Origin of the sequence: Kitasatospora terrestris (assembly GCF_039542905.1) — a bacterium.
GTDB lineage: Bacteria > Actinomycetota > Actinomycetes > Streptomycetales > Streptomycetaceae > Kitasatospora > Kitasatospora terrestris.
Genome location: NZ_BAABIS010000001.1, coordinates 6,749,635 through 6,763,651, shown reverse-complemented (window position 1 = coordinate 6,763,651; position 14,017 = coordinate 6,749,635). Strand labels below are relative to the sequence as shown.

The following is a 14,017-nucleotide window of genomic DNA, read 5'->3' as shown; positions in this document are numbered from 1 at the left end:
AATCGACTCCTGGAGCGAACACGTGGAGACCGACCTGATCGGCCTGATCGCCGCCGCCATCCGGCGCGAGCGCGAGCGCGCCGGGGTGTCGATGAGCGAGCTCGCCAAGCGGGCGGGCATCGCCAAGTCGACGCTCTCGCAGCTGGAGTCGGGTTCGGGGAATCCCAGCGTGGAGACGCTGTGGGCGATCGGCGCGGCCCTGGGCGTGCCGTTCAGCCGGCTGGTCGACCCGCCGCGGCCGCAGGTCCGGGTGGTCCGGGCGGGCGAGGGCCCGGTGATGCACTCCGAGCAGGCGACGTACTCGGCGACCCTGCTGGCCTCCTGCCCGCCGAACGCGCGGCGCGACGTCTACCGGATCGACAGCCAGCCCGGCGAGTCACGGATCTCCGACCCGCACATGCCCGGCACGGTCGAGCACGTGGTGCTCGGCAGCGGCCGCGCCCTGGTCGGGCCGGTCGACGAGCCGGTCGAGCTGCTCCCCGGCGACTACGTCAGCTACGCCGGGGACGCCAAGCACATCTTCACCGCGCTGGAGCCGAACACCACCGCGACGATGGTGGTCGAGCACGTCTGAGCGGGCGCGGACCGGGCGGTTCAGCCCGCGTTGACGGCGTAGAAGGCGACCGCGGCCGCGGCGCCGACGTTCAGCGAGTCGATGCCGTGCGCCATCGGGATGCGCACCCGCCGGTCGGCGGCGGCGAGCGCCTTCGCGGTCAGGCCGTCGCCCTCGGCGCCGAGCATCAGCGCCGCCCGGGGCAGCGTGTGCGGGCGGGCGACGGCCAGGTCGACCGCACCGGACGGGGTGAGGGCGAGCAGTTCGAACCCGGCGTCGCGGACGGTCGCCAGCGAGCCCGGCCACGGGTCGAGGCGTGCGTACGGCACGGAGAACACCGCGCCCATGGAGGTCTTGACGGCCCGCCGGTACAGCGGGTCCGCGCAGTCCGGCGAGAGCAGCACGGCGTCCATGCCGAGCGCCGCGGCGGAGCGGAAGATCGCCCCGAGGTTGGTGTGGTCGACCAGGCCCTCCAGGACCGCCACCCGGCGGGCGCCGATCAGCAGTTCCGAGGCGGCCGGGAGCGGCTTGCGCTCCATCGAGGCGAGCGCGCCGCGGTGCACGTGGTAGCCGGTGACCTGCTCGGCGAGGGCCGGTTCGACGACGTGGACGGGGGCGTCGGCCGCGTCGATCACGTCCTGCATGACGCCGAGCCACTTGGCGGTCAGCAGCATCGAGCGCATCCGGTACCCGGCCGCGAGCGCGCGGCGGATCACCTTCTCGCCCTCGGCGATGAACAGGCCCTCGGCGGGCTCGCGGCGGCGGCGCAGCTCGACGTCCGTCAGGCCGGTGTAGTCGGCGAGGCGGGGGTCGGCGGGATCGGTGACGGTGAGTGGCTCGGACACCGGCTCATCTTCGCACGTGGGGAGGGCCGGCCAGGGGCCCGGCGGATGCCCGGGCCCCCGGCGGTGGTCAGCCCCCGAGGACGTTCACCACGTCGCCGACGACGATGACCGCCGGGGGCTTGACGCCCTCCGCGGCGACCCGGTCGGCGACCGTGGCGAGGGTGGCGTCCACCCGGCGCTGGGCGGCGGTAGTGCCCTCCTGGACCACGGCGACCGGGGTGTCCCCGGCGCGGCCCGCGGCGATCAGGCGGGCGGCGATCGCACCGATCTTGTCGACGGCCATCAGCAGCACCAGGGTGCCGGTCATCTGCGCCAGCGCGTCCCAGTTGGTCAGCGAGCGCTCGTCCGGGCCGACGTGGCCCGAGATCACGGTGAACTCGTGGGTCATCCCCCGGTGGGTCACCGGGATGCCGACCGCGGCGGGCACCGAGATCGAGCTGGAGATGCCCGGCACCACGGTGACCGGGATGCCGGCCTCCACGCAGGCCAGCAGCTCCTCGCCGCCGCGTCCGAAGACGTACGGGTCGCCGCCCTTGAGCCGGACCACGAACTTGCCGGCCTTGGCGTGCTCGACCAGCGTGTGGTTGATCGCCTCCTGGGCCATGTACCGGCCGTACGGGATCTTCGAGGCGTCGATCACCTCGACGTGCGGCGGCAGCTCGGCGAGCAGCTCGCGCGGGGCGAGCCGGTCGGCGACCACCACGTCGGCGTCGGCCAGCAGCCGGCGGCCGCGGACGGTGATCAGGTCCGGGTCGCCCGGGCCGCCGCCGACCAGGGCGACGCCCGGCGTCCGCTCGCGGTACTGCCGGGCCGCCAGCGAACCGTCGCGCAGCCCGTCCACGATGGCGTTGCGCAGCGCGGCGGAGTGCCGCGGGTCGCCGGTGAGGACCGCGACGGTGGCGCCGCCGTCGCGGCCGGAGGCGGGGGTCCACGCGGTCGCGGCGGCGGCGTCGTCGCTGCGCGCGCAGAACACCCGCCGCAGCTCGGCCTCGGCGGAGACGGCGGTGTTGACGGCCGGGTCGTCGGTGGCGACCAGCGCGTACCAGGTGTCGGCGAGGTCGCCGTCCTGGTACCGGCGCTCGTGCCAGGTCAGCTCACCGGCGTCCGCCATCGCGTGGACGGCGGGCGTGGTGGTCGGCGAGATCAGCTGGACGTCCGCACCGGAGGCGATCAGCGCGGGCAGGCGCCGCTGGGCGACCTGGCCGCCGCCGACCACGACGACGCGGCGGCCGGCGAGCAGCAGGCCGACCGGGTACGGGGTGAGGCCCTCGGTGCTGGGGTGGGGGGTGGGCGCGGTCATCGGCGGGAGCTCCTGGGTGGGCGGGTTCTCAAGGGCAGGGGACGACCCCGCACCGGCGCGCCCTCGGGCCGGTGCGGGGTGGGGATCCTGATGGGGGTCAGGCCTTCTCGGTGACCCCGGCGGAGTCGAAGGTGGCTACATCGTGCATCGCCCGGGCGGCGCTCTGCACCAGCGGCAGGGCCAGCAGGGCGCCGGTGCCCTCCCCGAGCCGCAGGTCGAGGTCGATCAGCGGACGCAGGCCGAGCTTGGCGAGCGCCGCCTGGTGGCCCGGCTCCGCGGAGCGGTGGCCGGCGATGCAGGAGGCGAGCACCTCGGGGGCGATCGCCTTGGCGACCAGCGCGGCGGAGCCGGCGATCACGCCGTCCAGGATCACCGGGGTGCGCAGCGACGCCGCGCCCAGCAGGAAGCCGGCGAGGGCGGCGTGCTCCAGGCCGCCGACCGCGGCGACCACGCCGATCGGGTCCGCCGGGTCGGGCTGGTGCAGGGCCAGCGCCCGGCGGATCACGTCCACCTTGCGGGCGTGCGTCTCGTCGTCGATGCCGGTGCCGCGACCGGTCACCTCGACCGGGTCGGCACCGGTGAAGACCGAGATCAGCGCGGCGGACGCGGTGGTGTTGGCGATCCCCATGTCACCGGTGATCAGCACCTTGTTGCCGGCCGCGACCAGGTCGCGGGCGGTCTCGATGCCCACCTCGACCGCCCGCAGCGCCTCGTCGCGGCTCATCGCCGGGCCCTGGGTCATGTCGTCCGTGCCCGGCTTGACCTTGCGCGGCAGCAGACCGGTGGTGCGGCCCTGCTGGATCGCCTCCGGCAGGTCCACCTTCACGCCGACGTCCACCACGCACACCTCGGCGCCCACCTGCGCGGCGAAGGCGTTGACCACCGCTCCCCCGGCCAGGAAGTTGCCCACCATCTGGCCGGTGACCTCCTGCGGCCACGGGGTCACGCCCTGGGCGTGCACGCCGTGGTCACCCGCGAAGATCGCCACGCAGGCGGGCTCCGGGATCGGCGGCGGGCACTTCCGGGACAGGCCGGACAGCTGCGCCGCGATGATCTCCAGCATGCCGAGCGAACCGGCCGGCTTGGTCATCCGCTTCTGCCGGTCCCACGCCTCGCCGAGCGCCTTCGCGTCCAGCGGGCGGATGCCCCGGAGGGTGTCAGACAGCAGGTCGTGCGGCTCCTCGCCGGGCAGCGCGCGGTTGCCGTACTGCTCCTCGTGCACCACCCAGGACAGCGGGCGCTTCTTCGCCCAGCCCTGCTGCTGCAGCTCCGGCTCGTCCGGGAAGGAGTCCACGTAGCCGACGCACAGGTACGCCACCACGTCCAGGTGCTCGGGCAGGCCGAGCTCGCGGACCATCTCCTCCTCGTCGAAGAAGCTGACCCAGCCGACGCCCAGGCCCTCCGCGCGGGCCGCGAGCCACAGGTTCTCCACGGCCAGCGCGGCCGAGTACGGGGCCATCTGCGGCTGGGTGTGCCGGCCGAGCGTGTGCCGGCCGCCGCGGGTGCGGTCGGCGGTCACCACGATGTTGACCGGGGTCTCGAGGATCGCCTCGATCTTGATTTCCTTGAACTGCTTCGCCCGGCCCTTGGGCAGCGAGTCCGCGTACTCGTCGCGCTGTCGCATCGCCAGCTGGTGCATCTTGCGGCGGGTCTCGGACGAGCGGATCACCACGAAGTCCCACGGCTGCGAGTAGCCGACGCTCGGCGCGGTGTGGGCCGCCTCGAGGACGCGGATCAGCACCTCGTGCGGGATCGGGTCGCCGCGGAAGCCGTTGCGGATGTCGCGGCGCTCGCGGATCACCTGGTGCACCGCGTCGCGGCCGGCGTCGTCGAAGCCCGGGGCGGCCGGCGGCCGCTCGGCGTCGGCGTCCTCTGCGGTGACGGGCTCGGCGGTGACCGGCTCGGCGGTGACCGGCTCGGCGGTCGTGCCCTCGACGGTGGCGGCCTCGACGATGAGCTCGGTGGCGACGGCCTCGACGGTCGTCTGCTCGGCGGCCGTCTGCTCGGCGGCCGGGGCGTCGGGGGTGAGGGTGGACGCGTCGACCGGGGGGAGGTCGGCGGCGATCGGGGCGGGCTCTGCGGTGGACACGGTGGCGCTCGGCTCTTCGGAGGTGGCGGTGGGGGCGTCGGCCTGGGGAAGGTCGGCGGAGGTGGGGGCCTCCGCCGGGGCGAGGTCGGCCGGGACGAGGTCGGTGAGGGCCGGAGCCGGGTCGGCGAGGAAGGCCGAGATCCGGCGGTGCTGGCCGCCTCTACCGCTCTGCTGCGGCGGGATCTCCGCCTGGGCCGGGGCCTCCTCCGGGGCCTCCACCGGCTCCGCGACGACGACCGCGACCGGCTGCACGGCGGCGGCCGGCTCCTGCGCGAGCGCGGTTTCCGCGGACAGCAAGAGTGTCGCGTCGGCCGGGACCGCGGCGACGGTCTCGGGTCCGGCGAGCTCGGCAGGAGCGGGCTGGGCAGGAGCGGGCTGGGCAGGGGCGGGCTGCTCCTGGGACTCCCCCGCCGGCGCATGGACGGGCTGCGCCGGGTCCGCGAGGGGCGGCTGAGGGGCCACGACCGCGGCGTCCAGCGGCTGCGCCGGGGCGACGTCGGCGGACACGGCGTCAGTGGGCGCGGCGCCGGCGGACACCGCGTCGGCCCCCGCCGCAGCGGCCGGGGCGTCGGCGGTGGGCGCGGCGTCCTGGGCGGCGAGGTGCAGCGTCTCGGCGCCGACCGGAGCGAGCGGCTGTCCGTCCGGGCCGACGGCGGCAGGCTGGGCGTCACCGGGCAGCGGGGCGACCGGGGCGGCGAGGTGCAGCGTCTCGGGGCCGACCTGGACCGGCTGGGCCGGGGCCGGGACCTGGCCGTCGAGACCGACGGCGAAGGGCTGCCCGGCAGCGAGCGGAAGACCGTCCGGACCCACCGGAAGCGGTCGGCCGTCGGGACCGACAGCGGCGGGCTGGGCGACCGGCTCGGCGGCGGGGACCTGCGGCTGACCGTCCGGGCCGACCGCGAACGGCTGCGCCGGTGCCGGGACCTGGCCGTCGGCACCGACGGCGAGGGGCTGCACGGCGGCGAGCGGAAGACCGTCAGGACCGACGGCGCCCGGGTGCGGTGCGCCCGCGGGCGACGGCCCGCCGGGGAACGCCGCCTCCGCCGGAGCCGGCTGGAGGGCGTCGGCGGGTACGGGCTGCGCAACGGGCGTGGCCGGGACGGCGTTTGCCGGGACGGGCTGGGCCACGGGCGCTGCCGCGGCGGCGTCCAGGGGCGCGGACTGGACGGCGGCGCCGTCGCCGGGCAGGGGCTGCTCGGCGGTGACCGCGGGCGCCAACTGAGCGGTGGCGTCCAGGGGCGCGGGCTGCGCGACGGGCGCTGCCGCGGCGGCCTCGGTGGGAACGGGCTGCGCGGCGGCGGCAACGGCCGCCGCAGTCGGGTCCACGAGCGCGGGATCGGCGGCGGGCACGGGCTGGGCGACGGCGTCGAACGGCAGGTGCTGCGCGGCGGCGGGCGCGGCCACCGCTGCGGGGGCCTCGCCGGGCACCGGCTGCGCGGCGATCTCCGCAGGTGCGGGCTGGGCAACAGCGGTGGCGTCCGCGGGTGCGGGCTGCGCGGCGGCGGGCGCGGCCACCGCCGCGGGGGCCTCGCCGGGCACCGGCTGCGCGGTGGCGTCCGCGGGTGCGGGCTGGGCAACAGCGGTGGCGTCCGCGGGCACCGGCTGCGCGGTGGCGTCCGCGGGTGCGGGCTGGGCAACAGCGGTGGCGTCCGCGGGCACCGGCTGCGCGGTGGCGTCCGCGGGTGCGGGCTGGGCAACGGCGGTGGCGTCCGCGGGTACGGGCTGCTGGGCGTCGCTGAAGAGCGGGGTGAGCGGCGGCGCGGGCGGGACGGGGACGCCGTAGGCGGGGGTGCCGCCGGGGGTGGTGGAGGGGCCGCGGTCGGCGAGCGAGCGGACCGGGACGTGCCCGGTCATCAGGGAGGGGTCCGGGATCGGCGGGCCGGCGTGCAGGGGTCGGCGCGGCTGGGGCTGAGCGGCCGTCAGCGGTTCGACGACGGGCGCTGGCGCGGGCGCGGGCTGCACAACCGGTTCTGCGGCGGCCGGGGCGGGCGGCGTGAGCGGCGGCCAGGAGGGCGCGACCGGGGTGCCGGCGGGCGGGGTGGCGGCGGCCGGGTCGTCGACGGTGCGCAGCGGCATGGTGTCGCCGACCGGGAGGTCGGCGGGGGTGGGGTCGACGTTGACGGTCTCGACGGCGCCGTGGATGGGCTCCCCCCAGGCGGCCTGCGGGCCGGGCATCAGCAGGACGTCCTCCTCCTCGTCCAGCTGGTCGGGCTGGTCGAGGAAGGTGTACGCGGGCCGGTGCTCGGTGGACCAGGGGCTGCCGAGCGGCGCGCCGGGCACGTGCCCGGGGTCGCCGGGCTCGGGCGCGAGCGGGCCGCCGTTGGGGACGTGGCCGCCATCGGTCATGTCAAAAGCTCCTTCCGGGCCGCTTGCGCGCCCTCGGTGCCGCGGTCGCCGACCGCCGCACCCACCTCCGCCGGGGGCGGGTTCGCACCGACCCGCCCCTGTCTGCACCTAGCACTAGCACCTGCGGCCGGACCGTCCGGCGTCGAGCACCGGACGGGCGTCACCCGTCGGGGTGGCGCGCCATCTGAAACAACGACAACCCCGAGCAAGCGGCACGACCGCTCCGGGGCCCGTGGGCATTCTTCCGGGCCGGTGCGCAGCGCGTCGAATGCCCGCAAGCCGGGTCATTCCGGATTGCAACGCGTCAAAAAGGGGACAACCGTGCCGGATCGGACACGATGCACCGGTCGGCGAGCGCAACCCAGGGGCCCAACCCTACCGGCCGCGGCGGACGCGTTCTCGAAACGGTGTCCGGATGCGACCGGGATCACCGTGGCTGTCCGAGGGGTGGTCGGCACGGTGCGGCGGCCGGGCTCAATCGGGCTGCTCGGCCCAGATCAGGAGGGTGTAGTCGGCGCGTCCGAGGGTCGCTCCCGCGGCGGCGCCGGGGTCCGCGGTGAGCGGCGCGGACTGCAGCAGGACGCCGTCGGTGCGGTACCCGGCGGAGGTGAGGATGCGGTGGATCTCGCCGGATTCGGCCAGTGAGCCGGCGACCGCGACCAGGCGTTCCGGGCGGCGGGCGACCACCTCGCGGACCACGTCGGCGCCTCCGGACTCGACGGCGACGGCATCGGGTTCGGGCAGGCCGCCGAGCACGTCGGCGGGTTCGCCGGGGACGGTCTCCACCTCGACGCCGCGGCGGCGGGCGTTGGCGGAAATCCGGGCGCAGGCGGCGCGGTCGGGTTCGACGGCGACCACGGCGGCACCGAAGCCGGCGGTCTCGACGGCGAGCGCGCCGTCGCCGGCGCCGACCGTCCAGACCAGGTCGCCGGGGACGGGCGCGAGCCGGGCCAGCGCCAGCGCGCGGACGTGCGAGGGCAGGGCGGTGGCGCGCCGGGCACCGGCGTCCGCGCCCGCGTACGCCCCGCGGGGCAGCGCCCAGCCGCGGTCCGGGCGGGGGAAGCCCAGCGGTCGGCCGGCCAGCCAGCCGGCCGCCTCCTCGCCGGGCTGCGGGCCGCCGCCGATGACCAGGACGACGTTGGGCTCGCGCCAGTCGTGGTCGGGGACGCGTTCGGAGTCGAGGACGGTGACGTCCTCCTCGGGGGTGCCGAGGCCCTCGCAGACCACGAAGGTGCGCGGGACGCCGCGCAGCATCAGGGCGAGCTCGCTGGGGCCGGCGTCGGCGGTGGTGAGGACGGCGACCTTGGGGTGGGCGCGGCAGATGTTGGCCGCGCGGCGCAGCCGGCCGCCGTGCGCGGAGACCACCTGGGCGTCCTCCCAGGCCATGCCGGCCCGGGCGAAGGCGGCGGCGACGGAGGAGACGGCGGGCAGCACCTCGAGTTCGAGGCCGAACTCGGGGCGGCGCAGGGTGCGCACCACGCCGAAGAAGCCGGGGTCGCCCTCGGCGACGACGACGGCGGTGCCGCGGTGCTCGGCCAGCCGGCGGGCGGCGGTGCGCAGGTCCGCGAGGCCGATCCGCTCGGCGGTCGCCGGCACCGGCAGGGCGTTGAGTTGGTAGGGCGCTCCGGCCACCAGTGTCGCTCCGGCGAGCGCGCCGGCGGCGGCCTCCGTGAGCGGCGTTCCGTCCCACCCGATGACCGTGATCCGGTCAGCCATCCCGGCCGCTCTCCCTCGCCTGGTCCGCCCCGTGGTCGGCCGCGCCGGCACGGCGCGTCCAGCACCAGAGGCTACCGGTTGTGCCGCCGCCGTGGCCGCACGGGCGCGCGATCGGTGGGGCGGCGGGGATCAGTCCCGCAGGGCGTACGGGCGTTCGGCCCGGTCGGAGCCGCCGGCGGGGTCGAGGTCCTCGGGGAGCAGGCTCCAGACGATCAGGTCGGTGCGCTCCACGGCGGCGTCGCCCCAGTCGCCGCGGACGGTGGCGGCGTTGCGCAGCACGCCCTCGCTGATCGCGCCGGTCTTCTGGGCGACCTGCTGGGCGGCGGCGTTGCCGGCGGCGGTGCGCAGTTCGAGGCGCTGGAAGTCGCGGTCCTCGAACAGCCACTGGGCGACGCCGAGCACGGCCTCGGGGGCGTAGCCCTCGCCGCGGGCCCAGGAGGCGGTGAGGAAGCGGACCTCGGTGGCGCGCAGCCGCCAGTCGGTGCGGCGCAGTTCGGCGAGGCCGACGACGCGCTGGGTGAGGTGCTCGGTGACGGCGAAAACGATTCCGCGCCCGTCGGCCCGTCTGGCGGGGGCGAGCAGGCGGACCAACTCGCGGGCGTGCGCCTCGGTGTAGGGCTGCGGATAGTCGGTCCAGGTGCGGACCGGCTCGTCGTCGAACATCGCGACCAGGCTGGGCACGTCCTCGTCCGCAAGCGGGCGCAGCAGCAACCGGTCGGTGCTGATGGCTGTCTCGGGGAAGCTCGCTGCCATGCCGTCATCTCCTCGCCGGGTCGTTGACACACCGTACGCCCCGTACCCATGGAGTTGCATACTGCACGACCGACCCCCGGCGCGGCCACGCCGGGGGTCGGTCGACGGTGTGTCAGAACGCCGGGATGACGGAGCCCTGGAAGGTGTCCTGGATGTACTTCTTGACCTGGTCGGAGTGGAGCAGCTCGGCGAGCTTCTTGACCCGCGGGTCGCTCTCGTTGCCCTTCTTGACGGCCAGGATGTTGGCGTACGGGTTGCCCTCGGCCTTCTCCAGGATCAGCGCGTCGGTGGCGGGCTTGAGGTTGGCCTCCAGGGCGTAGTTGCCGTTGATGACGGCGGCGTCCACGTCCGGCAGGGCGCGCGGCAGCTGGGCCGCCTCCAGCTCCTTGAACTTGAGGTTCTTCGGGTTGGAGGCGATGTCCTGGACGGAGGCGGTGACGCCGGCGCCGGACTTGAGGGTGATGACGTTGTTGTCGGCGAGCAGCTTGAGCGCCCGGCCCTCGTTGGTGGCGTCGTTGGGCAGCGCGACCTGGGCGCCGTCGGCCAGCTCGGTGACGGCCTTGACCTTCTTGGAGTAGAGGCCGAGCGGCTCCAGGTGGACGGTCTCCACCGAGACCACGTTGGTGCCGTTCTTCTTGTTGAACTCCTCCAGGTACGGCACGTGCTGGAAGTAGTTGGCGTCCGCGGAGCCGTCCTGGACCGAGGTGTTGGGGGTCACGTAGTCGTTGACCACCTTGATGTCGAGCTTCAGCCCGGCCGACGCCGCCAGGTTGTCCTTCACGTACTGGAGGATCTGGGCGTGCGGGGTGGGGCTGGCGACCACCGTGAGGGCCTTGTTGGGGTCGGCGGAGGCACCGCCGGTCGAGCTGTCGCTGCCGCACGCCGCGAGGGTGAGGGCGAGGCCGGCGGCCGTGGCGGTGACGACGGTGGTCTTCAGAACGTTACGCACGAAAAGTGCCTTTCTGCGGGTTTCTTGCGGACCGCTCCTGGTGGGAGCGGAAGTTCAGTGGACGGACAGGGTGTCCTCTTCGGCCTCGGCGGGCCGGGCGGCGGCGCTGCGGAAGAACGCGAGCGGGCTGGCGTAGTCGCCGCGGTGGGAGAGCCTGCGGGCGGCCTGGTCGCCGATGGTCTGCAGGACGGTCACGATGACCACGATCTCCGCGACGATCACCCACATGAAGGCGGTCTCGAAGCGCTGGTAGCCGTAGGTGATGGCGAGGGATCCGAGGCCGCCGCCGCCGACCGCGCCGGCGATCGCCGAGTAGCCGATCAGCGCGATCACCGTGGTGGTGACGGCGGCGATCAGCGAGGGCAGCGACTCGGGCAGCAGGGTCTTGCGGACGATCGTCGGGGTGGAGCCGCCCATCGACTGCACCGCCTCGACCAGGCCGGGGTCGACCTCGCGGACGGAGGTCTCCACCAGCCGGGCGAAGAACGGGATAGCGCCGACGGCCAGCGGCACGCTGGCGGCCTGCCAGCCGAGGGTGGTGCCGGTGACCCAGCGGGTGAACGGGATCAGCGCGACCACGAGGATGATGAACGGGATCGAGCGGCCGATGTTGACGATCATGCCGAGCACCCGGCTGACCGCCAGGTTCTGCAGCAGCCCGCCCCTGTCGGTGAGCACGAGCAGCAGTCCGACCGGCAGGCCGACCACGATGGTGATGACCGAGCTGAGGCCGACCATCCCCAGGGTCTCCCAGGTGGCGGGCCACATCAGTTCCTGCATCTGGTCCCAGGTCATGCCGCGGCTCCGTTCACGTCCAGCACGTCCACCTGCAGGCCCTGCTCGCGCAGGTAGCCGATCGGCACCACGTTGTCCTGGTGGCTGCCGGGCAGTTCGACGCGCATCCGGCCGACCATCAGGCCGGCGATGGTCTCCACCGCGGCACCGAGGATGTTGATGTCGATCTGGTAGGTGCGGGCGAGCTGGGAGACGAACGGCTGGGCGGGCGCGTCGCCCTGGAAGGTGATCTCCAGGACGGTCCGGCCGGGGTGGCCGCTGCCGAAGTCGCCGAGCGGGAACAGCTCGCGGGCGAGCTGCGAGTTCGGGTCGGCGAGCAGCCCGGTGAGGCCGCCGGACTCCACCACCCGGCCGCCGCGCATCAGCGCCGCCGAGTCGCAGACCGACTTGATCACGTCCATCTCGTGGGTGATCAGCAGGACGGTCAGGCCGAGCTGCTGGTTGAGGTCGCGCAGCAGCTTGAGGATGGAGCGGGTGGTCTCCGGGTCGAGGGCGCTGGTGGCCTCGTCGGAGAGCAGCACCTTGGGGTCGCCGGCCAGCGCCCGGGCGATGCCGACGCGCTGCTTCTGGCCGCCGGAGAGCTGGCTCGGGTAGCTGCGGGCGCGGTCGCCGAGGCCGACCAGGTCGAGCAGTTCGGCGGCCTTGCGGCGGCGCTGGGTGCGGTCCAGGCCGATGATCTCCAGCGGGAGTTCGACGTTCTGCTGGACGGTGCGCGAGGACAGCAGGTTGAAGTGCTGGAACACCATGCCGATCCGCCGGCGGGCCTCGCGCAGTTCGCGGCCGGCCCGCTCGCCGCCGGGCAGCGCGGTCAGCTCGACGCCGTCCACGGTGACGCTGCCGGAGCTGGGGCGCTCCAGCAGGTTCACGCAGCGGATCAGGGTGGACTTGCCGGCGCCGCTGGTGCCGACGACCCCGTAGACCTCGCCCTCGCGTACGTGCAGGTCGACGCCGTGCAGGGCGGTGACCTCGCGGCCCCGGGAGCGGTAGACCTTCGTCAGGTCCTTGGTGGTGATCACAGCTGCTTCCGTTGTTCGGGGGCGGACGACTCGCGGCGGTCCGCGCCTGTGAAAGGGAATCAGTTCCTGTCGCTGTGTCGATCGTGGCCGGTGGGCGGCGGGGATGCTCGCGGGCATGGCCCTAACGAGTCATCAGCGGCGACAGGAGGAGAAGGCTGGGCGGGAGGAGGGGCGCTCAGCGGCGACACATTCGACGACACATGCAGCGCTCACCTGCCGGCACGGTGCCGGTGGGGGTGCAGTTCGTCGTCGCAGTCATGCCAGCAAGTAAATCAGACATATGGACACGGTCCCAATTATCAGGAGTCGACGTCCGATATGTGGACACGACACGGGCGCACCAAGGCGAACGGCGCCCGCCCCCGGTCACGGGGCGGGCGCCGCGGGGGCCGCGACGGTCTTCTCAGGCCGCCAGGGAGGCCGCGACGGGCTTGGCCATGGTGACGATCGACAGCTGCCGGGACACCTCGCGGACCCCGGTCTGCCGGTAGCCCTGACGCTGGTACAGACGCAGGTTCGCCAGGCTGCGGTGGCCGGTGAACAGCTCGAAGCCGCCCACCGCGCCGGCCTCGGCCAGCTGCGCCTCGATCCCGGCCAGCAGCCGCCGGCCCAGGCCGTGGCGCTGCATCCGGGGGTGGACCACCAGGCGGCCGATCCGGCCCACGCCCTCCTCGTCCACCCAGCCGCGGACCGAGCCCACGACCTCGTCGCCGAGCCTGGCGACCAGGACGTGGCGTTCCGCCAGCTCCTCGCGCAGGCTCTCCAGGGTCTGCGTCAGCGGGTCGATCGTCCAGTCCGCGTACAGCTCGGCCTCGCCCTGGTAACCGAGGTACTGGAGCTTCAGGATCTGCTCCGCCTCGTCCTGGCGTGCCGTCGAGATGATCACACTCATGCCCATGTGCGGGGGCCTCCCCATCGTCGTGGCCGGCGCGCGTGTGAGGGTCTCGCACCCGCCCTGTCCGAGGTGTGCCCGGACGGGGATCTGCCCGGTCCGGGAGAAGCGCAGCGACGCCCCGCCCGACGGTGGTACCGCTCACGGGAGCCGACACTGCGCTTACGCTCAGTATCCGGGCAGTCGAGCGACCGTCAAGGGAGGCGTTCGCCACCGCTCTACCCGCCATACGGGTGATCTCAACCTTCCGGACGCCCGACGTGGCGAGCGTCACTCCTCCCGCACCGCCGCCACCAGCGACCGCAGCCGCCCCAGACAGCGCGAGCGGAGCGGCCCGATCGAGCCGCGCGGCAGGTCCAGCCGGTCGGCCAGCTGCCGGTAGGTGAGGTCCGGCGAGGCCGCGAGCTCCTCCAGCAGCTCCCGGCACCGGCCCGGCACCAGGTCGAGCGCACGCCGGAGGGACTCGCTCCGCTCCGCCCGGAGCAGCTCCTCCTCCGGCCCGCGATGACGCTGCGTCACCCGCGCCACCGCGGTCTCCGGGCCGCCCCCGCGGCCGGACAGCGCCTCGCGGACGGCGAGGCCGCGGAGCCAGTTGCGGACGTCGACCGGCAGGCCGGAGGTCCGCGAGCGTTCCATCGCACGTAGCCAGACGGACTGTTCCAGGTCGTCGGCGTCCACGCCGGCGCCGGTGGCGAGGACGGTGAGGAAGGCGGTGAGCGCGGGCCGCAGCTCGGTCACGGGGAGCACGCCCGGTATGACGGCC

11 protein-coding genes are annotated in these 14,017 nt (G+C 74.8%); 1 reads left to right on the top strand and 10 read right to left on the bottom strand.

Going from position 1 to position 14,017, the window contains the following annotated elements; all coding sequences use genetic code 11:
• The first annotated feature begins 22 nt into the window (after positions 1-22).
• Entirely contained in the window at positions 23-574 is a 552-nt protein-coding gene (locus ABEB06_RS31000; protein WP_345700222.1) for a helix-turn-helix domain-containing protein, read from the top strand.
• 20 nt (positions 575-594) lie between these two features.
• Here ABEB06_RS31000 and ABEB06_RS30995 read toward each other — a convergent pair whose 3' ends face one another.
• The 10 genes from ABEB06_RS30995 to ABEB06_RS30950 form a co-directional block, all read right to left on the bottom strand.
• The gene (locus ABEB06_RS30995) at positions 595-1,398 is read right to left on the bottom strand and encodes a TrmH family RNA methyltransferase (RefSeq protein WP_345700221.1); all 804 of its coding nucleotides are present in this window, start codon (positions 1,396-1,398) and stop codon (positions 595-597) included.
• Between the two features lie 67 nt (positions 1,399-1,465).
• Positions 1,466-2,698, bottom strand: coding sequence for a uroporphyrinogen-III C-methyltransferase (gene cobA / locus ABEB06_RS30990; RefSeq protein WP_345700220.1), 1,233 nt, complete (start codon positions 2,696-2,698; stop codon positions 1,466-1,468).
• A 97-nt stretch (positions 2,699-2,795) separates the two neighbouring features.
• Complete coding sequence (gene cobT, locus ABEB06_RS30985; protein ID WP_345700219.1) at positions 2,796-7,133, bottom strand: nicotinate-nucleotide--dimethylbenzimidazole phosphoribosyltransferase; 4,338 nt, start codon at positions 7,131-7,133, stop codon at positions 2,796-2,798.
• Between the two features lie 474 nt (positions 7,134-7,607).
• A complete protein-coding gene (cbiE, locus tag ABEB06_RS30980) occupies positions 7,608-8,849 on the bottom strand; it encodes a precorrin-6y C5,15-methyltransferase (decarboxylating) subunit CbiE (protein WP_345700218.1) in 1,242 nt (413 codons plus the stop codon).
• A 129-nt stretch (positions 8,850-8,978) separates the two neighbouring features.
• On the bottom strand, positions 8,979-9,602 hold the full coding sequence (locus ABEB06_RS30975; RefSeq protein WP_345700217.1) for a GNAT family N-acetyltransferase: 624 nt from the start codon (positions 9,600-9,602) through the stop codon (positions 8,979-8,981).
• 112 nt (positions 9,603-9,714) lie between these two features.
• Positions 9,715-10,551 carry a MetQ/NlpA family ABC transporter substrate-binding protein gene (locus tag ABEB06_RS30970; protein ID WP_345700216.1) on the bottom strand — a complete coding sequence of 279 codons (837 nt, stop codon included), beginning with the start codon at positions 10,549-10,551 and terminating at the stop codon, positions 9,715-9,717.
• Between the two features lie 54 nt (positions 10,552-10,605).
• On the bottom strand, positions 10,606-11,346 hold the full coding sequence (locus ABEB06_RS30965; RefSeq protein ID WP_345700215.1) for a methionine ABC transporter permease: 741 nt from the start codon (positions 11,344-11,346) through the stop codon (positions 10,606-10,608).
• Complete coding sequence (locus ABEB06_RS30960; protein ID WP_345700214.1) at positions 11,343-12,362, bottom strand: methionine ABC transporter ATP-binding protein; 1,020 nt, start codon at positions 12,360-12,362, stop codon at positions 11,343-11,345. Before ABEB06_RS30960 ends, ABEB06_RS30965 begins: the two co-directional genes overlap by 4 nt.
• Before the next feature lie 403 nt (positions 12,363-12,765).
• Entirely contained in the window at positions 12,766-13,260 is a 495-nt protein-coding gene (locus ABEB06_RS30955) for a GNAT family N-acetyltransferase (protein WP_345700213.1), read from the bottom strand.
• 264 nt (positions 13,261-13,524) lie between these two features.
• Positions 13,525-14,001, bottom strand: a complete 477-nt coding sequence (locus ABEB06_RS30950; RefSeq protein WP_345700212.1) for an RNA polymerase sigma factor — start codon at positions 13,999-14,001, stop codon at positions 13,525-13,527.
• Positions 14,002-14,017: the final 16 nt, after the last annotated feature.

Excerpts from the sequence above, each read along its gene's own strand:
- ABEB06_RS30965 (WP_345700215.1), bottom strand. The coding sequence starts at position 11,346 with ATGACCTGGGACCAGATGCAGGAACTGATGTGGCCCGCCACCTGGGAG.
- ABEB06_RS30955 (WP_345700213.1), bottom strand. The coding sequence starts at position 13,260 with ATGGGCATGAGTGTGATCATCTCGACGGCACGCCAGGACGAGGCGGAG.
- cobT (WP_345700219.1), bottom strand. The coding sequence starts at position 7,133 with ATGACCGATGGCGGCCACGTCCCCAACGGCGGCCCGCTCGCGCCCGAG.
- cobA (WP_345700220.1), bottom strand. The coding sequence starts at position 2,698 with ATGACCGCGCCCACCCCCCACCCCAGCACCGAGGGCCTCACCCCGTAC.
- cbiE (WP_345700218.1), bottom strand. The coding sequence starts at position 8,849 with ATGGCTGACCGGATCACGGTCATCGGGTGGGACGGAACGCCGCTCACG.
- ABEB06_RS30975 (WP_345700217.1), bottom strand. The coding sequence starts at position 9,602 with ATGGCAGCGAGCTTCCCCGAGACAGCCATCAGCACCGACCGGTTGCTG.